We start from the raw sequence: 18755 nt of genomic DNA, 5'->3' as shown, positions 1-18755 counted from the left end.
ACTATATTGAGTGATTTTGCTTCCTAAGCCCCTTGTTAATTCACTATGGCCTCTGCAAACGGCGGCACGGGCGCACCCAATTGGTGCAGCAGCTGCACGGTTTCAAACACGGGCAGCCCCATCACGCCGCTGAAGCTGCCGGCAAGATGCGCCACAAACACGCCGCCAATGCCTTGGATACCGTATGCGCCGGCTTTATCCAGCGGTTCGCCGCTGGCAATATAGGCCGCGATTTCCTGCACGCTCAGTTCTTTAAACCGCACATCGCTGCGCTGTGCCGCCTCCAGCGTTTGGCCGCCGAGCGACACGCACACCGCCGTCCACACTTGGTGTTCGCGCCCGGAAAGGCTTTCCAGCAGCTCGCGGGCGTGCGCCGCATCGCGCGGTTTGCCCAAAATGGCATTGTCCAGCGCCACTACTGTATCGGCGCTCAACAGCGGTTGTGCCAGGGCAAGGCCGCGTTGAGTCGCCAGTTGCCGTGCTGCCGCGTTTTTCTGCCGTGCCATCCGCGACACATAATCCTCCACCGCTTCGCCCGGCAGCGCCATTTCGTCGATTTCTGCCGGCAGCAGCACGGGTTGGAAACCTAATGAAGCCAAAATTTCGCGGCGGCGCGGGCTGGCCGAGGCCAGATAGATGGTGTTGGGCATGGCGTTTCTTTACATAGCTGCGGAAGCCGCTAAGGCTACCTGAAAATCCTGTTTTCCGCGATAGCTAAAACGGGTGAATTTGCGCGAGCGGGGCGGTGTGGCGGATTCCCACGTTGCGCCGCCCGCAGCCGGAAGCAAAGTTAATCTACTTGAGAACTTGTTTTTCCCGTTCCCGCCCTAATCTTGCGCGGCAAACTGTTTATTTATCCATTAGCAACCATGAGCGATCAAGATTATTATCAAACCCTCGGCGTCTCCCGCGATGCCTCCGACGACGAAATTAAAAAGGCCTACCGCAAGCTGGCGATGAAATACCATCCCGACCGCAACCCCGACAATAAGGAAGCGGAAGAGAAATTCAAAACCATCCAAAAAGCCTACGAAATCCTTTCCGACCGCGAAAAACGCAGCCGCTACGACCAATTCGGCCAAGCCGGGGTAGACGGCAATGCCGGCGGCTTTGGTGGTTTCAGTGGCGCGGCCGGCTTCGATTTTGGCGATATTTTCAGCCAGATGTTCGGCGGTGGGGGCGGCACGCGTCAGCAAAACTTCCAAGGCAAAGACCTGCGTTACGATATTGAAATCACGCTGGAAGAAGCCGCAGCCGGCAGCAAAAAACGCATCACCATCCCCTCGCATGAAGAGTGCGACATCTGCCACGGCTCCGGCGCCAAACCCGGCACCTCCGCCACCACCTGCTCCACCTGCCACGGCTCCGGCGTGGTGCACGTGCGCCAGGCTATTTTCCAGCTGCAGCAAACCTGTCCCACCTGCGGCGGCTCCGGCCGTGAAATCAAAGAGCCGTGCGTTAAATGTCACGGCGCAGGCCGCGTGAAGAGCCGCAAAACGCTGGATGTGAACATTCCTGCCGGTATCGAAAACGAGCAGCCCATCCGCCTTTCCGGCGAGGGTGAGCCCGGCTCGCACGGTGCCCCGGCCGGTGATTTGTATGTGGTGGTGCATATCCGCCGCCACGAAATCTTCGAGCGTAACGGCTTGGATTTGCATTGCGAATTGCCTGTGAGTTTCACCATCGCCGCTCTGGGCGGCGAAGTGGAAGTGCCCACGCTCAACGGCCGTGTGAAGCTGAATATTCCGAAAGAAACCCAAACCGGCCGCCGCATGCGCGTGAAAGGCAAGGGCATGAAATCGCTGCGTTCTTCCTCGATGGGCGATTTGTATTGCCACATTGTGGTGGAGACCCCGGTCAACCTCACCGATCGCCAGCGCGAATTGCTGGAAGAGTTTGAAAAAATCTCCACCGGCCTCGACCGCGCCCAAACCCCGCGCCAGAAATCGTTTATGGACAAACTGCGCGATTTGAAAAACGATCTGTTCGACTAAGGCGGCAGCCCGCCGCACAAAAGGCTACCTGAAACCCACTAGGGCGTTTCAGGTAGCCTTTTTTCAGGTAGCCTGCTGCTTGCTGTGAACACACTTTTGCAGTATAAACACCTCCGTGCCACATAAAACAACATCATTATTCATCGGCGCTTCAAACCACTTCTCCATTTCCCCAAAACTGCCGCCAGCCGCCGTGCATCCGCGTGTGTGGCTGAAACCGCCGTCTGTTTTTCAGGTAGCCTTTTGCCAAATCGTTTGCGTGGCATGATATGCAGTGAACCAAAATAAGAATGGGTAAGGCGAAACAACGTACAGCATTCTTATTTGAATCTTCTACACGCAAGCCCTTGGGCACGGCAGCCCCGCTCACCGCATCCACACAGGAGAATTTTATGAAGAAAGACCAAACCGGCCATCATTTCCTCGCCCGCCTCGGCAAAACCCGCCTGCGCCCCGGCGGCCGTTTCGCCACCGAATGGCTGATCAACCAAACCCGCTTCGCCCCCGACACGCAGGTGCTCGAAGTGGCCTGCAATATGGGTACCACCGCCGTAGGGCTGGCGCAGCGTTTCGGCTGCCACATCACCGGCGTGGATTTGGACGAAAACGCATTGAATAAGGCCCGGCAAAACATCCGCGCCGCCGGGCTGGAACATCTGGTGCAGGTGCAGCACGCCAACGCCACCGAGCTGCCCTTCCCCGATAACAGCTTCGATGTCGTCATCAACGAAGCCATGCTCACCATGCTGCCGCTGGCCAATAAAGAAATGGCGGTGGCCGAATACTTCCGCGTGCTCAAGCCCGGCGGCGTGCTGCTCACGCACGATGTGGTGGTGAGCGAGCACAACACCGAAGAAGCCGTGGAACGCCTGCGCGACACCATCCAAGTAAAAGTTACCCCGCTCACCGAAAGCGCCTGGACCGATCTTTTCCACCGCAGCGGCTTCCGCGACATCACCACCATCAGCGGCGGCATGACCCTGCTCTCGCCCAAGGGCCTGATTTACGACGAAGGCTGGCGGCGTGCCTTCCAAATCGTGAAAAACGCGCTCAAAGCCGAAAACCGCGAAACTTTCAAACGCATGTACTGCACCTTCAATGACCCGGCCAAACCCATGGGCTACATTGCCGTACACAGCCGTAAGGCTGCCGATGCCGCTGTGGGCGAACAAAACGCTTGAATGTTTTGTACATGCCGGATGTAGGAAAGGCTACCTGAAAATCTACTGGGATTTCAGGTAGCCTTTTGGCGATGGCTGGGGTTTCGTGGTTCAGGGTTGGCGCGTTTCAGAGGGAAAGTTGAGCAAAAACGCATGAGCAAAACTTGTCAGCCACCGCTTCAAGCAGGGTTAATTTACCCGTCCGCCGGCGAAACCGACTTCCTTGTTCGGCTGATTGTTGAAATGTGCCTTACCGGCAATTTCATTGGCTTGCGGGCCAAAAATGCCGAGCTCGTAATTACCCGCCCCGTGTGTGGCAGAATTGGCTGCGCCGTTAATCACATTATGACCATGCGGGTTTTGGGTAATCGGTGCTTCTGCCAAATCAATATTGCCGAAACCGTTTAAGCCGGTAATCGAGCCGTGGCCTTTTCTTGCACCGTAATCAATTTGATAGTTCAAACCATTGCTGTGGTCAGCTGAGCCGGTAACCGAGCCTGTCATTGCCCGGCCTTTATAGGTGATGATGCCTTGGGTGGGCAGATTGCTGGTGAATTCACCTTGGATGGAGCGAACATAGAAGTCGCGGGTTGGCGTGGCCGGATGGCCGGGCTCGATTCTGTTGTGCAGTTGCGCGCCCACCACGGCGGAGTAGGCCTGTTTGTAAACTTCCAAAACGCCGCTTTCCATTTGGTTCCCACTGCTATCTTTCAGCACATAGGGCAGGGAGGTGAAGGCGTTCTGCCGTTTGTGGCCGATAGGGATTGTATCGCGGCTGGAGTAGTCTTTTTCATGATTCTGTGTGCCGATGAATTGGTCGTCTGTAATCCTGATAGTCGATGCCTGTCGACTGCCTATGGTGGGCAGTAGACCTGTGTGGGTGAACTCATCCGAGCCGATATTGCTCAGTTGGCGATAACCGCCTTCTTTGGGTGTAAACGGATCAGTAATCGCATTGGCCAGTGAGTTACCGGCGCTGCCGCAGCCGCCTAGGGTAAGGGCAGTGATGGCAATGTAAAGAATGTGATGCTTTTGCATGTCAAATCCTTTCGTTTTGTTGCAGGGAATACTATTTGGATTGGATACAGTATAACACGGCGCTTGGCAGGAAATATGACGAATATCAAATAGTTTGATATTTATTGGTAGTGAAAAGCTGGTTTGTTGGTTAATTTAGGCAAGAAAATTTACGTTCTTTTTTGAATATAAAATTTGTAAAAAAGGATATAAATGGTTAAGCCAGAACAGCTAAATCTGCTTGAAAACAGACGAGAAATTCGCCATTTTGTCCACAAAAAGGCGGTTGTGGCCGAGTGGAGTCATTATCATTTCCTGCGTTTTACAAATGTTAGTTCAGGTTTGGCGGGCATATTGAATCCGCTATAATCCGCCCGTTTATAGATTTTGCCGCAAAGAAAGCGTTGGATGAGAATACAGAACAAGCCGCGGCTGGCCGCCTGCCTGCTGCTGTTGCCTTTTCAGGTAGCCTTGGCCGATCTGCCGGCAGACAGGCTGGAAACCGAGCCGGATACCGGCTTCGACATCACGCCAGCGGCCGCGCCGCAGGTGGAGGCTGCGCCCGCTCCTGCCAACACTCAGCCCGACAAACGCCTGCAAATGAGCCGCGAAGAATTGCTCCAGCGCCCCGAGCTGCTGCAACAGGCGCTCAGCTATGCCGTGCTCACCCACAATGCCGACGGCGCGGCACTGCTGCTGCCGATTTATCTCGAATTGCCCGGGCCGCACGATGCGCTGCTGGTGGCTTTGGCACAGGCGCTGATTGCCCGTGCCAAGGGCGACTACCAGCGCGCCATCGGCCTCTACCGCGCCGTGCTGGCCGCCGATCCCGATATCCCGCCGGTGCGCCTTTCGCTGGCGCAAAGTCTGTTTGAAAATCGTGCCGACAAAGATGCGCGGCAAGAGTTCGAACATTTCCGCCAAACTCCCAATCTCGCGCCCGAGCTGCAACAGCTTGCCGGGCAATACCTGGAAGCCCTGCGCAAACGCGACCGCTGGAGCTTCGGCGGCAGCGTAAACTTCATCAGCGACAGCAATGTAAACAATGCCGGACGCGAGCGCGAAATCCGCACCCCGCGCGGAGTATGGACACTGCCCGAGCCCGAGTCCGCCCAAGGCTTCGCCTACCGCCTCAACGCCGATCGCGACTGGAACGTACACGGCAACCTCTACTGGCGGCTCAGCCTCGACGACTACGGCAAATTCTATTGGAATAACCACAAATACGACGACCAAATCGCCCGCCTCAGCAGCGGCCCCGCCTACAAAACCGCCCGTGCCGAAGCCGCCGTTACCCCTTATTACGAGCGCCGCTGGTATGGCACACACAAATACTCGCGCGAAGTCGGCGTGCGCGCCGAATGGCAATATTGGCTCACCCCGCGCCATAAAATATTGAGCGCGCTTGAAATCGGCGAGCAGCGCCACGACCGCCGCCGCTGGCTCGACGGCGACAGCTACACCGCTTCCGGCACTTGGCTCTTCGTGCGCAGCCCCACCCAATATTTCAGCTTCGGCCTCGACTGGCTGCGCAAAACCGCCGAAGACAACAGCGAATCCTACACCCGCAAAGGCCTGCGCTTGGGCTGGACGCAGCAATGGGGCTGGGGGCTCACCACCTCCGCCCAAATCAGCGCCGGCCACCGCAGCTACGACGCCCCCGACCTGTTCCGCATCACCCGCCGCGACCACGAGCTTGCCGCCAGCCTGGTGCTCTCCCACCGCAAACTGCAATTCGCCGGCATCACCCCGCAGCTGGTGGGCACCTGGCAGCGGGTAAACAGCAACCACTTCTTCTATCCCTACCGCAAAGGCAACGTGTTTATCCAGTTCGGGCGTTCGTTCTAACGTTGTAGGCTGGTAATGGAAAAAGGAAAGGCTACCTGAAAGTTTCAGGTAGCCTTTTGCACTGTAGTGGATTAAGTTTAAACCAGTACGGCGTTGCCTTGCCGTTCTATCCGTACTGCCTGCGGCTTCGTCGCCTTGCCCTGATTTTTGTTAATCCACTATAAAAGCGCCATTTAATCTTTCAGCCGCTGCGAAATCCTGTTCCACAAGCCGCGCAGCAGGTCGATGTCTTCGCGGCTGGGAGAGGCGCGGTCGAAGAGGCTGTGCAGGCGGCGCATCATGCGCTCTTGGTTGCGGCGGTTGGCAAAGCCGGTTTGCTCGATGATTTGCTCCAAGTGGTCCACCATGCCGCGCGTTTGGCTTTGGGTGGCGGGCGTATGTGCTTGCTGCAGCTGGCTCATGCCGATGCCAGTTTGGCTGAAAATTTCGTAGCACACCACTTGCACGGCCTGGGCGAGGTTGAGCGAGAAATAGGCGGGATTGCCGCTGATGGTGAGCAGGCGGTTGCAGCGTTGCACTTCATCAATATTCAGGCCGAAAGTTTCGTTGCCGAATACGAGGGCTACCTGAAAACCTTGCTGCGCAGCCTGCAGTAGCTCGGGCACGAGTTCGCGCGGGGTGTGCAGCGGCGCGGAGAGTTCGCGGCGGCGGCTGGTGAGGGCGCAGCTCAAGACGGTGTCGGCCAGCGCTTCATCTAAGCTGGCCACAATTTGCGCCTGCTCCAGCACGTCGCGCGCGCCGGAAGCGAGAATGAAGCTTTCTTCCGGCAGCTGGAACGCGGCAGCCTGGGCGGCATCGAAAGTAGGCGGCTCGGGGGTCATCGGCGTGGCCATCAGGTTGGGTGCGACTAGGGTGAGGCGGTTCAAGCCCATGGTTTTCATGGCGCGGGCGGCGGCGCCGATGTTGCCGGGATGGCTGGTGCGGGTGAGCACCACGTGGATGTGGCGCAGATAGTCGGGAACGGTGGGGGTGTCTGTCATATCAATCGGTTTCAGCGGCGATCAAAGCACGGCTTCCTTGCCAGCGGCATTGGCTGGCTTGGTTGGAGGGGGTGTACGGGCAATGATTAAGCACGATTTTTGGGTATTCAAGGCATTTTGTGCTGAGTGGGCGGGCTCACGATTCAAAGCGTTTGTCGGAACGCAAATTTTCCGGGCGCAGCGTTTTCCCTTCCAGCCAGCCATTTCGAACCTGGGTTTGCTGGTCGAAATAAGAATAGTAGGGCTTGATATCGAGCAGCGGGCTGCCGTTGAGCATATCTACGCCTTTGAAATGCACGATATTCCCGACCACGCTTTCCACGCGCACAATCGACATGCCGATACGGTTTGGCCGTTTGGGCGAGCGGGTGGCGAAAATGCCGTGCGGCAGCGTGTCCATAAACGGCACCACCTCCAGCTGATAGCCGGATATTTTATGCAGCAAGAACAGCAGGATGATATGCGAGAAGCCGTCTAAATCCTTTAAGCCAGGCACAAATTTTTCATCCAGCACGGCTTTGCCGCGCGTGTCGGCCAGCACAGACGGCTGTATCGGCATATCGGCGATGTCGTTAAACGGCGTTTCGAGGCGGCCGATGGGGCTAAGTGTAATCTCCATATATCATCAATCGGTTTCAGCCGTCTGGGCTTCACGCAGCGGCCAAGACAAACGATGTTTATGCTTCGGCTCGATGCCGCGAAACAGCGCGGCCAGTGCGGCGTGGTCGGCGGCCATGTCGGCGGTGTGGGTAAACAGCGGCAGGAAGCGCACTTCGCGCCGCCCGTAGTCGATCGCCACCGGCAATACCGGCACACTGGCGCCGCGGGCAATCCGCCAGTAGCCGCTTTTCCATTTGGGCGCAGCGTGGCGTGTGCCTTCCGGCGAAATGCCGAGAAACAGCTGCTCATTGCGGCGGAAGGCGGCCACGGCTTCGTCCACTACGCCGCCGGCGCGTTCCCTATCCAGCGGCATCACGCCCGCCCAGCGCAAAAATGCCGCCAAGCCGGGCACGGCAAACAGGCTTTTCTTGCCGAAGATGCTCATTTTCAAATCCAAAGCCAACAGAGCAGGCAACACATACAGCCCGTCGAAATTCGACGTGTGCGGCACGGCCACCACCACGCATTTGGCCACATCCGGCACGCTGCCTGCGATGCGCCAGCCCAACAGCCGGAGTAAAGCGGCCGCCACACGGCGGCTGATCCCGCCGCCCCGGCGCGGCACCTGCGGCGGCAGCGGCATCATGCGTTGTCCTTTTCCGCCAAAATCCTTGCTACGGTGTCCACAATCACCTGCGTTTGCGGATCGATTTCCACATTCACCCGCTCTCCCGCCCGGCGGCTGCCAAACAGCGTGCGGCTCAGGGTTTCGGGGATGAGGTGGACATTAAATTCGCTGTCGCTTACCGTGCCGATGGTGAGGCTGCAGCCGTCCAGCCCGATGAATCCCTTAGAGAAAACATAGCCTTTCAGGTTTTCAGGTAGCCTGAACCACACGGTGCGGTTCAAGCCGTGGGTTTCGATGCGGCTGATTTCGGCGGTGGCCGTGATGTGGCCGCTCATGCTGTGGCCGCCGATTTCGTCGCCGAAGCGGGCGGCGCGCTCGATGTTTACTTTGTCGCCCGGCTGCAACGTGCCCAAATTGGTTTTGGCCAGCGTTTCGCCCATCAGGTCGAAATCTGCCACGCCGTTTTCGTGTACGCGGGTGATGGTGAGGCAGCAGCCGTTGTGCGCCACCGATGCGCCCACGCGCAAATCGGCATCCGCGCCCTTGGGCAGGCGCACGGTGTGGCTGCGGAAATCGGGCGCACGCTGATCGACGGCCAGTACTTCGCCCAAGCCTTGTACGATTCCTGTAAACATGGTTTTTCCTTGATTACTTTATGGTTGGAGAGGCTACCTGAAAGCGCTCCTAGCCTGTTTTCAGGTAGCCTTTAGCTGTGCTGAGGCTACCTGAAAGGGAGTTTTCAAATTCAATATGCGGGCAACGAATGCCCCTAGTCTTCAAACACAAACGGCTCGAACTCCGGATACATATACACCACAATCTGTTCGCGGCCGTGCTGTTGGGCAAGTGCCCGCATTGCGTTTTGCGTGGCCACCTTTTCGTGGCCGATGCCCAGTTGTGCAATGTGTCGGTTTTCGATAAGCGGGAGGTAGATATTCAAATCCGGCTGCATGGCATTTTGGATGGCAAACTCGTGGATGGAGCGGCTGTGTGCTACCTCGCTGAAATTGAACAGGTTTTTGCAGGAAGTAATCTTCACCCGACGCAGCTTCTGCAAACCGGCTACTTGGGGAAAGCGTGTGATGCCATTTAAGGTTTCCACAAACAGAAACTGCAAATTCTGCATTTGCGATACAAAATCCAAGTTTTTCAGCTTAGGCAGCCGCCACAGCTGCAAATATTTCAACATGGGCAGCTGCGCGGCAGCATCTATGTTTTCAAAGCCGCATAGTTGCAGGGTGAGGTATTGCAGATTGTTCAGGCCGGCCACAAAATCGAGGCTTTTAGGCTTGGAAATACTGCGCAGTACGAGCGCTTCCAGCTCTTGCAGCTCGGGTAGGGCTTTGTCTAAATTTTTCTCCAACTTTTGGAGATATAGCGTTTTTAGGTGCTGAAAACGGGTGAGCACGCTCAAATCTGATTTGGCAGATTTGGTTTCGGAATCCAAATACAGGTTTTGCAGATTCGGATTTACGCCATTGAGGAAATCCAAACTGCCGAAGCCCTTGTTGGCTTTCAAAGCCAAGGTGTGCAGATTTTCAAACTTAGCCAGTTTTTCCAAATTGTTGATGTTGCCCACGCTGACTTCAAGCGACAGGTTTTGTAGCCCGGGAAAGTCAGCAATCCAATCTACATCGAAATCTCGATACAGATAAAAACGCAGATGGGTAGACGGATGCTGCTGCAGCACTTCTTCCCATAAAACAGGCAGAATGACCTTTAAATCAGCCCCTTCGATAATCTGGATACGGTCTAATTCGTGGATTTTGCTTTTGTATTTCGGCAGGTCTTTGCGGAACTCAGGTAGAGAATCAATGTTCCAAAAACCTAATCCGCAGCTGAATGATCCGGCCATATTGGTTTCCCTTTTTCAAAACATACGCTGCTGAACCGAAACCTGAGGCTACCTGAAAAATACTGTAGCCTATTTTCAGGTAGCCTTTTCTCAACGCACTTCCTGCCGCCTAATTAGCCAAGCGGCAGCGATGGCAAATACCGTGCCGGGCAGGATGGCGGCGCCGAAGGGCGGCATGCTGGAGAGTTGGGCGACATAGCCGGAGAGCAGGCCGGCGAAGTGGAAGGCGAGGCCGAGGCAGATGCCGAGAAACAGGCGCACGCCGATGTTGCCGTGGCGCGAGCTTTGCGGCGTGAAGGCGAGCGCCACCAAGGCCATCACCGTGCAAATCAGCGGGTAGAGCAGCTTGCGCCACCAAACGGTGGCATAGGCGGCGGTTTGCTGGCCGTTGCTTTGTAGGTGGTCGATATACATTTTCAGGCTGCGGGCCGACATTTGGTCGGTGTCCACCAAAAGCACGCCGAGTAGCTCCACGCCCACGTCGCTGGGCCATTCTACGCTGGCAAGCTGCTCGGTTTGGGTGCGTTCGGCAGCAATATGGGTGCGCGCCACCTGTTTGAGCGTCCAAGTGCCGTTGCCGTTTACACGGCCTTCGGAGGCTTGCCAAGCGGATTCCAGTGCGGCATGTTGGTTATAGCGGTAGATGCGGATGCCGAGCAGGCGGCCGTCGGGCAGCATTTCGCGCACGTTGATGTTGTCGCTGCCCTGCCGAAACCACAGGCCGCTGCCGCCCAGACTCACAGTTTGTTGTACGGCATGCAGGCGCAGCCGCTCGGCACGTTGTTCCATATAGGGGGCAACCCATTCGCCCAAAGCCACGCCGAGCAGCCCAGCCAGCAAGCCTACTGAAGCCACGGTGGCAATGATGCGCTTGAGAGAAGCGCCGCTGGTGCGGATAACCGTCCATTCGCTGGCGGAGGCGAGCTGGCTCAAGGCGGCCAGGCAGCCGATGAGCACGGCCAGCGGCAGTAGGGTATACATATGCCCGAACAGGCGCATACCCACATACAGAATCAGGGTGAGCACGGTGTAGTTGCCGTCGCCCACATCGTCTACGGCGTTAATCACTTCAAAAAACGAGAACAGCGCCACTAAGGCCAAGAGCGCATACAACGTGGCCGTGCCCAAGCGGCGGATCAGATAGCGGGTGAGCAGTTTCATGCCGGTTTGCCTCCCAAGGCCAGGCGCAAAGCCTGCCAAAATGGTCGCGAGGGCTGGCTGCGCACGCGCAACAGCAATACGGCCAACATCAGCATCAAAAGATGCGGCACAATCAAACCCGGCCACAGCGGAATCTTACCGCTGCTGATGCCGTCGCGCACCAGCGTGAGGCCGTTTTGATAGAGCAGAAACATGCCGATGGCGCTTAAGAGGCTGTAGCTGCGGCCGCTGCGGTTGTCCATATAGGAAAGCGGCAGTGCCAATAGCGCCAAAATCAGCACGCTCACCGGCATGGTGATGCGCCACATCAATTCGCCGCGCAAGTCGGGGTTGGTATTGCCCCACAGCTTGGCCGTTGGCACGGTGCGGCGGTGGATATCGCGCTGCACCAGCTTGGGCGCAGTGCCCACCACCAAATGCAGGCGCTCAAACGATACTTCATCGTAATCCGCCATACCCGGCGTGCCGCTGTAGCGGCGGCCGTTAAACAGTTCCAGCGTGCGCTTGTTGTCGGCTTCGGCAAAGCGGCCGCGTTCGGCGGTAATCAGCGTGTCGCGCCCCTGCGGGTTTTGTTCGCGGATAAACAGATTGGCCGCCTCGCCGCTGCCGGCATCGAATTTTTCCACAAAATACACGCGTGGCGTGCTGCCACCAAACTCCTGAAACACACCCGGGCGCACCATAGAAGTATCCTGCCGCCGCTTCAGCACTTCAGCAAATTCGCGGCTGCGCGCATCCGCCCACGGCATCACCAGCATCGACACCAATGCCGTGAGCAGGGCGAAAGGCACGGCAAACGCCATCAATGGCCTAATCCAGCCGTAAAGCGACAGGCCGGACGAGAGCCACACCGCCATTTCGCTGTCGCGCCAATAGCGGGAAAGCACGGTAAGCGCACTGATATAGGCGGTGAGGATGAGCACGATGGGCATCAGCGCCACCGTCCAAAATGCCACCAGCGTGGCCACCGCGTCTGCCGCCACCTTGCCGCCGGCCGCGCCGCCCAACAGCTTCACCGCCTGCACCGCCACCAATGTGGCCAAGAGCAGCACGAATACGCCCATCGCCGTTTGTGATACTTCTTTAATGAATTTTCTCTGATAAACCATATCGTTCCGTAGTTTTGCCGGTTTCAGGTAGCCTGAAGCAGCTGTTGGCCGAAGCCTCTCTTGCACACCAAGCAAGATGCCGTTGCAAAAAAGGGATAAATGCTTTAGGGGCTGCTGGCAACCACTTTTCCCAGTGGGTTTTTGCCCCCAAGGCGGCAGATTCAAGGCGGAAACCGCAGTAAGGCTGGACACCTTGCAATGATTTCCAGCGCGGAAGATGCCGCTGGGGCAATAAAGACGCGGAAACCAGAAGTGATCAACACTCCCTAACCATATAAAACAGAAACCGCGCGGATTGTACGGCAGAAGGCCGCTGCTGTCATGCGGTGCGCTGCAGCGCCGTAATCTTGATTTCTACTTTCCAGCCCGCATCCGCCAGCGCGGCCTGCACGCAAGCGCGGGCAGGGGCTTTGCCGGGCGCCACCCAAGCATCCCACACCCGGTTCATGCCCGCGTAGTCGGCCATATCGGGCAGGTAGATGACCGCTTCGCAAATATGCGCCTTATCGGAGCCGCAGTCGGCCAAAATACGGTCGATTTGCGCCAGCACATCGGCGGTTTGCGCTTCGATATCGGCTTCGGGGTTGGCAGGCACTTGGCCGGAGAGGAAAACGAAACCGTTTGCTACCACGGCTTCGGAATAGCGCGCAGCGGGGAGATGATGGAGGAGAGGCATGGGAAGCCCTTTCTTTGGAAACGGGGAAATAAGGGAAAGGCTACCTGAAAATCTTCATTTCATTGCGGCTCATGTTTTCAGGTAGCCTGTAAGCAGCAGGGCATGGATGCCCGATTTATTGCAGCTGCGGTTTGGGCAGAAATGCCGACAAAATCAGCGAGCTGGCCGCGCCGCAGCTCATTATAACCGGCATTTTCATCAACAATGTTTGCGGGCTGCTATACAACGTGCTGACATCCCAGTTTATTACCACAAACCATAACAATGACAGCACCGCGCCCATCACCACCACGCAGGCTACACCTTTTGCCGTGCGGTGCAGGCGCAACCGCATAGACAGCAAGCCGGTAAACAGCGCGGGGATGCCGCCGAACACATATCCCCACAGCACCAATCCCCATATTGCGCCAAACACCTCAGCCAAACTGGCTTGGGCAAGCCAGCCGCTTTGCAGCCATAAGTAGTAACAAGCCAACAACCACGCTCCCAACGGCCCGCCCAATAAGGCGTAAATAATCGGCACCCGCCACGGGTAAGGCGGTTTGGCGGGAACGGTTGTCTGCAGCTTACTTTGTTCCATCTTATCGTCCTTTTGGCATCATGCTATGGGGCTACCTGAAACGTTAGCTTCACAGAAACTCAGCTTCTTTCGGAAACCTTGTTTAACTTTGTTGAAGCTGGCGTTTTAGCTTCGCAGAAACTTCGCTTCGCTCCGTTTTCAGGTAGCCTCATCCAAAGCCGCGCACACGGCTTCGGCAGTCCGCCCGCTCGCGCCTTGGTGGGCTTGGATAAAGCCGGCGGCTTGGGCGGAGAAGCGTTCGCGTTCGGCGGGGTTGGCCAGCCAGCGTTGCACGGCGGCATACCATTCGGCGGGGGTGGCGACCTGAAGCGCGGTGCCGGCGGCCAATGCGCCCGCGCAGGCGGCGGCGAAGTTGTAGGTGGAATAGCCGAACAGGGCGGGTTTGCCGCAGGCGATGGGTTCGATGATGTTTTGGCAGCCGGTGTCCACCAGGCTGCCGCCCACAAAAGCCATATCGGCGGCCAGATAGTAGGCGAACAGCTCGCCCATGCTGTCTCCCAGCCACACTTGCGTGTCGGGGCGCACGGCGGCTTCGTCGCTGCGCCGCTGCACGCGCAGGCCGAGTGCCGCTGCGCCTTCGGCCACGGCATCGAAGCGCTCGGGATGGCGCGGCACGATCACCAAGAGTGCATCGCCGCGATACTGCCGCCACTCTTGCAACAGCAGCAGCGCTTCATCTTGGTTTTGATGAAAACGCGTGCTGGCGCACACCACAACGGGGCGGCTGCCGATGCGTTGCTTAAACGCCGCGGCCAGCTCGCGCATGGCTGTGGGCGGGGCGATGTCGTATTTCGTGTTGCCGCACACCAGCACGTTTTCCGCGCCGATGCTGCGCAGGCGTTCGGCATCGGCTTCGGTTTGGGCGAGCACGCGGCGGAAGGATTGCAGGGCGGGGGCGAACAGGGACGGCCAACGGCGGTAGCCCTGCGCGGATTGCTCGGAGAGGCGGGCGTTGGCCAGGAACACGGGCAGATTGGCCGCGCGGCAGGCAGCCAGCAGGTTCGGCCAGATTTCGGTTTCCATGATGATGCCGAAACGCGGCTTATGCTGGGCGAGGAAAGCAGCTGTCCAAGCCGGGTGGTCGTAGGGCAGATAGCGGCATTGGGCATCGGGAAACAGGCTCTCGGCAGTGGCGCGGCCGGTGGGCGTCATTTGCGTGAGCAGCAGCGGGGCATCGGGAAAACGGCGGCGCAAAGCCTGCACCAGCGGCACGGCAGCACGGGTTTCGCCCACAGACACGGCGTGCACCCAAATGGCGTGCTGCACAGGATTATCCAGCGGCTCGCCAAAACGCTCGCCTTGATGCAGCAGGTAGGCGGGCGAACGGCGGCTGCGTTTGGCAAGCAGGTGGCGGGCCAGCGGGCGACCGAGCAGGCGGGTGAGCAGGCGGTAGAGGATGGGGAGCATGATTGGATAAGGGGTTTCAGGTAGCCTTTGGGTGGCGTGAGGCTACCTGAAAATTTAGCTTGGGTGAAGTATGGTACGGATGTCGGGCATGAATGCCCGGGCTGCGGGAAACGGTTTCAGGGAGCCTGAATGCGGATTGGAGCTACCTGAAAGCCCTATCTTGGATTAGGCGGCAAACCGCAACCCAATGTTTGCCTGAGATAGCTTGGACTGCTACAACCTACGGCTAACCAGGTTGCGCGGGCTTGCCGATGTTTTCAGGTAGCCTGATGAGGCAGGCTAGTGCCCTTCCTGTTGCAGCAGGCGCAATGCAGATTGGGCGGAACTGTCCCCTTGTGCGGCAGCTTTTTCAAACCAGTAGCGGGCACGGGCATAATCCTGAGTTACGCCCTGCCCACGGTTGTAAAGGACACCAAGACCATGTTGCGCAGCCGCCAGTCCTTGTGCAGCGGCTTTCTCAAACCAATGGCGGGCGCGGGTATAATCTTTCGGCACACCATGACCTTGGTCATACAACAGACCGAGGTTATATTGTGCGGCAGCATAGCCTTGTGCAGCGGCTTTTTCATACCAGCGGCGGGCACGGACGTAATCCTGAGTTACTCCCAGTCCTCGGTCGTAAAAGGCGCCGAGATTGTATTGTGCAACAGCATCACCTTGGGTGGCCGCTTTTTCATACCAGTGGCGGGCACGAACATAGTCTTGCGGCACGCCATGCCCGTTGTAATATAGGGACCCAAGGTTGTATTGCGCAGCGGCATAACCTTGAGCAGCAGCTTTTTCAAACCAATGGCGGGCATGGGCATAATCCTGAGTTACACCCAGCCCACGGTTATAAAGGACGCCGAGATTGTATTGCGCAGCAGCATCATTTTGGGCAGCCGCTTGTTCAAACCAATAACGGGCACGAGCATAGTCTTGCGGCACGCCTTCCCCCTTCGCATACAAGAGGCCGAGGTTTTGCTGAGCGGTAGCATCGCCTTGTTGTGCCAACGGCAAAAATAATTCATGGGCGCGGCGGTAGTCTTGTTGCTGATAGGCGGAAAAGGCCTGATCGAGTTGCTGCCGCTGCTTGGCCGTTGGTGCGGCGGCTGTGGTTAATGATGCGACCAACAGGCTGGCGGCAAGAAGGATTTTGATACGGCGGTTCATATTTTTTCCGATAAATAATTGGCAAATCTGCGATTTATCTCATTCTCTTACGAGAGAAGGGTTGGGTTTTCAGGTAGCCTGCCGCGCATTGGCGGAGGCTACATGAAACTTTATCCAAGCCAAAACCTTGCGGCGGCTTGGCCGCATGGCCGGCTAATCGAAGCGGATGGTGTAGCGCACTTCGCCGCTCACGGAGTCGGTGCCGACGCGGCTGATGGCCTGCAGGGTGCTGTTGATCTGCCAGATCAGCTTCACGGCCTGGTTGGTGCTGGTTACGCTGTATTCGTAGCCCAGATAGAGCTCGTTGGTGATGCGTTTACCGAAGGTGATGACTTGTTCGGCCGGGTTGAGCTCGCCGGTTTGGGTGTTGCGGGTGCGGCGGGTGGTCATGCCGAAGTCGTCGAGGAGGCCGATTTTGTCGTTGATGTTGCCGGCCAGGAAGGCGCCGGCGGCGGCGGCTACGGTGGCTTCGTCGCTTTCGTTGCCGCTGCTGGCGCGGCCGAGGATGAGCCAGGAGAGCTTGTCTTTGTCGCTCATCGGCTCGTTGGATACGAGGCTCACGCGCGGGTTGTCGAGGCTGCCGAGCACTTCCACGCCGGCGCCCACGGGGGAATATTTGCGGGTGGCGCGCAGGTTGAGGTTGGGCGAGGCGATGGGGCCGACGAAGGAGATGTGGCCTTTGTTGATGACGAGGTCTTGGCCATAGGCTTTATATTGGCCGCGCACGATGTTTACAGTGCCCACTGCGCGCACGTTCTCTTTGGGTTTGGCGCTGAGGGTGAGCTTGCCGCCGAGCAACACATCCAGCCCTTGGCCGCTGAAGCGGAAGTTGTCGTTCAAGTCGAGGGTGAGGTTCATCTCGATGGGGGTGGCGGTGCTGGTGTCGGCGGGTTTTTCTTCGCCGAGCACCACCACGTCGTCATCGAGCCCGGGCATGCTGGATTTCTGGAAGCCGAAGTGGCCGCTATCCACTTTGAGCTCGCCGTTTAGCGCCATGCCGCGCCCGGGGTTGTAGAGCAGTTGGCTGTTGCCGCTGAGGGTGAGCTTGCGGTTGGGGTTGTCGAGGATGGGGTAGCGAGTGAACTGGGCGTTGACGTCTACATCGGGGGTGGTGCCGGTGAGGTTGACGCGGCCTTTGAGCTCGACGCTGCCGTCTTTGCGGGTGAATTTGAGCGAGTCGATTACCCAGTCGCGGCCTTGGAAGCGGGAGCTGAGGCTGCCGTTATCCAAAATCACGCCGGTGTTGCGGTCGCGGTAGTAGAGGTTTTTGCCGGTGGCGGTGCCGTTGAGGCGGGGCTCGCCCACGTTGCCGGACACGGTGGTGTCGATGGCGAGCGCGCCTTTGGCACTCATGCCGCCGGGCAGGAGGTTGCGGATGGCGTCGAGTTCGGGGATGTCGAGTTTCAGGTAGCCGTTGATTGGGGCTTGGCTGATGGCGTTGCCAAACTGCTGGCTCACGGCTACGGAGGCGTCGAGCGTGCCGTAGCGGGTTTTGCCGGTGAGGCGGTTGTCGATGCGGCCGCTTTGGAAGCGGGTGTCGAGCACGAGATTGCTCAAGCCCAGCGCTTGCTGGCGGTAGGGGATAACCACGTCGCCGGATTGCTGGGTGAGTTTTAGGTAGCCTGTGGCGTCGCGGCTGTAGCGCAAGTCCCAATCGCCGGCCACCACGAGCTGCAGTTTGACGGATTTGTCGTCTTTGCCCAGGCCGATCAGGTTGTCCAGCTCTTGCAGGTGCAGGTTGGTGGCGTTGCCTTTGCTGCTGATGCCGCTTTGTTTTTCCCACACGAAATTGTGTAGGTTGAGGCTGCCACCCATGGCTGCCCAGCGGGCGTTGTCGAGACGTACGCGTTTGGCACCGGCTTCGATTTGGATGGGGTTGAGCAGCTTGAGGTTGAAGGCGCCGCCGATGTCGAGCTGGCCGATGCGGCCGTTCCATTGCTGCTCGTTGTTCAGCCCGCCGTTGGCGGCCAGATTGAGACGGAAGGGCTTGCCACTGAGGCTGAGGCTGCTGTTGCCGGTGATACTGTGGCTTTTGCCGCTGCCGTTGGCGTTGAGGTTGATGTTGTCGATTTGGGTGCTGCCGATGTGGATTTTCCGGCCGTCGAGCTTGATGTTGAGCGGCTGGTTGAGATCGGGAGAACCTTTGAGGTCGAAATCGAGGCGGTCGATGCGCACGGCGTTTTGCACGGCAAGGCTGTCGGCGTGGCCGTGCAGGTCGGCAGTAAGCTTGGCGGGGTCGCCGGAGAGGAAACCTTGGGCTTTCAGGTAGCCTGTGAGGCCGAAGCCGAAGAGGTTGAGGTTGGGCGCGTCGATGTCGAGATTGAGGCGGTCGCCTGCCTTACCGAAGCTGCCGTCGGCGTGGATGCGGTTGCGGCCGAGCAAAAGGTGGAGGTCGGCTTTGGGCAGGTGGTCGTTTTGATAACGCAAATCGGCCTTACCGGCGAGGGGGGCGCCGGAGAGCTGGCTGTTTTGCCAATCGAGCAGGAGGTGCAAATCGGGGTTTTGGCCGAGGCTGCCGTCGAGCTTCACGCTGCCGTTCACGCTGCCTTGCGGCAAATCGGCCAGTACGGCGGCGGGGTTGAAGCGGG

Annotated in this window: 17 protein-coding genes; 3 read left to right on the top strand and 14 right to left on the bottom strand. The window is 58.2% G+C overall.

The features are described from left to right. Positions 1–35 precede the first annotated feature (35 nt). The gene (locus HMPREF2541_RS06475; RefSeq protein ID WP_070542436.1) at positions 36–650 is read right to left on the bottom strand and encodes a Maf family protein; all 615 of its coding nucleotides are present in this window, start codon (positions 648–650) and stop codon (positions 36–38) included. Positions 651–869: 219 nt separating this feature from the next. Here HMPREF2541_RS06475 and dnaJ point away from each other — a divergent pair, with 219 nt between their 5' ends. Both dnaJ and HMPREF2541_RS06465 read left to right on the top strand, forming a co-directional pair. Then, complete coding sequence (gene dnaJ / locus HMPREF2541_RS06470; RefSeq protein ID WP_035580632.1) at positions 870–1994, top strand: molecular chaperone DnaJ; 1125 nt, start codon at positions 870–872, stop codon at positions 1992–1994. Positions 1995–2386: 392 nt separating this feature from the next. Beyond that, positions 2387–3175, top strand: a complete 789-nt coding sequence (locus HMPREF2541_RS06465) for a class I SAM-dependent methyltransferase (RefSeq protein WP_035580637.1) — start codon at positions 2387–2389, stop codon at positions 3173–3175. 168 nt (positions 3176–3343) lie between these two features. Here HMPREF2541_RS06465 and HMPREF2541_RS06460 read toward each other — a convergent pair whose 3' ends face one another. Continuing rightward, positions 3344–4192 (bottom strand): factor H binding protein domain-containing protein, encoded by an 849-nt coding sequence (locus HMPREF2541_RS06460; RefSeq protein WP_003823708.1) that lies wholly within the window; start codon positions 4190–4192, stop codon positions 3344–3346. 387 nt (positions 4193–4579) lie between these two features. On the opposite strand from HMPREF2541_RS06460, the gene HMPREF2541_RS06455 reads away from it, so the two are divergent. After that, on the top strand, positions 4580–6019 hold the full coding sequence (locus HMPREF2541_RS06455) for a porin family protein (protein WP_070542433.1): 1440 nt from the start codon (positions 4580–4582) through the stop codon (positions 6017–6019). A gap of 173 nt (positions 6020–6192) precedes the next feature. Here the strand turns inward: HMPREF2541_RS06455 and HMPREF2541_RS06450 are convergent, their stop codons facing one another. The 12 genes from HMPREF2541_RS06450 to HMPREF2541_RS06395 form a co-directional block, all read right to left on the bottom strand. After that, positions 6193–6999: an RNA methyltransferase gene (locus tag HMPREF2541_RS06450; protein WP_003823710.1), complete on the bottom strand. Its 807-nt coding sequence runs from the start codon at positions 6997–6999 to the stop codon at positions 6193–6195. Positions 7000–7135: 136 nt separating this feature from the next. Continuing rightward, positions 7136–7618: a tRNA (N6-threonylcarbamoyladenosine(37)-N6)-methyltransferase TrmO gene (gene tsaA, locus HMPREF2541_RS06445; RefSeq protein ID WP_003823711.1), complete on the bottom strand. Its 483-nt coding sequence runs from the start codon at positions 7616–7618 to the stop codon at positions 7136–7138. Between the two features lie 6 nt (positions 7619–7624). Then, a complete protein-coding gene (locus HMPREF2541_RS06440; protein WP_070542430.1) occupies positions 7625–8245 on the bottom strand; it encodes a 1-acyl-sn-glycerol-3-phosphate acyltransferase in 621 nt (206 codons plus the stop codon). Beyond that, positions 8242–8862, bottom strand: coding sequence for a riboflavin synthase (locus tag HMPREF2541_RS06435; protein WP_003823713.1), 621 nt, complete (start codon positions 8860–8862; stop codon positions 8242–8244). The genes HMPREF2541_RS06440 and HMPREF2541_RS06435 overlap by 4 nt, the downstream gene beginning before the upstream one ends. A 134-nt stretch (positions 8863–8996) precedes the next feature. Next, on the bottom strand, positions 8997–10082 hold the full coding sequence (locus tag HMPREF2541_RS06430) for a leucine-rich repeat domain-containing protein (protein ID WP_070542428.1): 1086 nt from the start codon (positions 10080–10082) through the stop codon (positions 8997–8999). Between the two features lie 90 nt (positions 10083–10172). Further along, a complete protein-coding gene (gene lptG / locus HMPREF2541_RS06425) occupies positions 10173–11243 on the bottom strand; it encodes an LPS export ABC transporter permease LptG (protein ID WP_070542425.1) in 1071 nt (356 codons plus the stop codon). Next, a complete protein-coding gene (gene lptF, locus HMPREF2541_RS06420) occupies positions 11240–12352 on the bottom strand; it encodes an LPS export ABC transporter permease LptF (RefSeq protein ID WP_003823718.1) in 1113 nt (370 codons plus the stop codon). Before lptF ends, lptG begins: the two co-directional genes overlap by 4 nt. Positions 12353–12671: 319 nt before the next feature. Beyond that, complete coding sequence (locus HMPREF2541_RS06415; protein ID WP_070542423.1) at positions 12672–13028, bottom strand: RidA family protein; 357 nt, start codon at positions 13026–13028, stop codon at positions 12672–12674. A gap of 115 nt (positions 13029–13143) precedes the next feature. Beyond that, the gene (locus HMPREF2541_RS06410) at positions 13144–13608 is read right to left on the bottom strand and encodes a hypothetical protein (RefSeq protein ID WP_070542420.1); all 465 of its coding nucleotides are present in this window, start codon (positions 13606–13608) and stop codon (positions 13144–13146) included. A gap of 138 nt (positions 13609–13746) precedes the next feature. Beyond that, on the bottom strand, positions 13747–15015 hold the full coding sequence (gene waaA, locus HMPREF2541_RS06405; protein ID WP_070542417.1) for a lipid IV(A) 3-deoxy-D-manno-octulosonic acid transferase: 1269 nt from the start codon (positions 15013–15015) through the stop codon (positions 13747–13749). 279 nt (positions 15016–15294) lie between these two features. Beyond that, a complete protein-coding gene (locus HMPREF2541_RS06400) occupies positions 15295–16167 on the bottom strand; it encodes an SEL1-like repeat protein (RefSeq protein WP_070542414.1) in 873 nt (290 codons plus the stop codon). Positions 16168–16320: 153 nt separating this feature from the next. Beyond that, a partial coding sequence (locus HMPREF2541_RS06395) for a translocation/assembly module TamB domain-containing protein (protein WP_210387145.1) occupies positions 16321–18755 on the bottom strand: 2435 nt, incomplete at its 5' end.

The sequence above is a fragment of the Eikenella sp. HMSC061C02 genome, assembly GCF_001809035.1.
Taxonomy (GTDB): domain Bacteria; phylum Pseudomonadota; class Gammaproteobacteria; order Burkholderiales; family Neisseriaceae; genus Eikenella; species Eikenella corrodens.
This window is presented reverse-complemented; position numbering and strand designations above follow the sequence as displayed.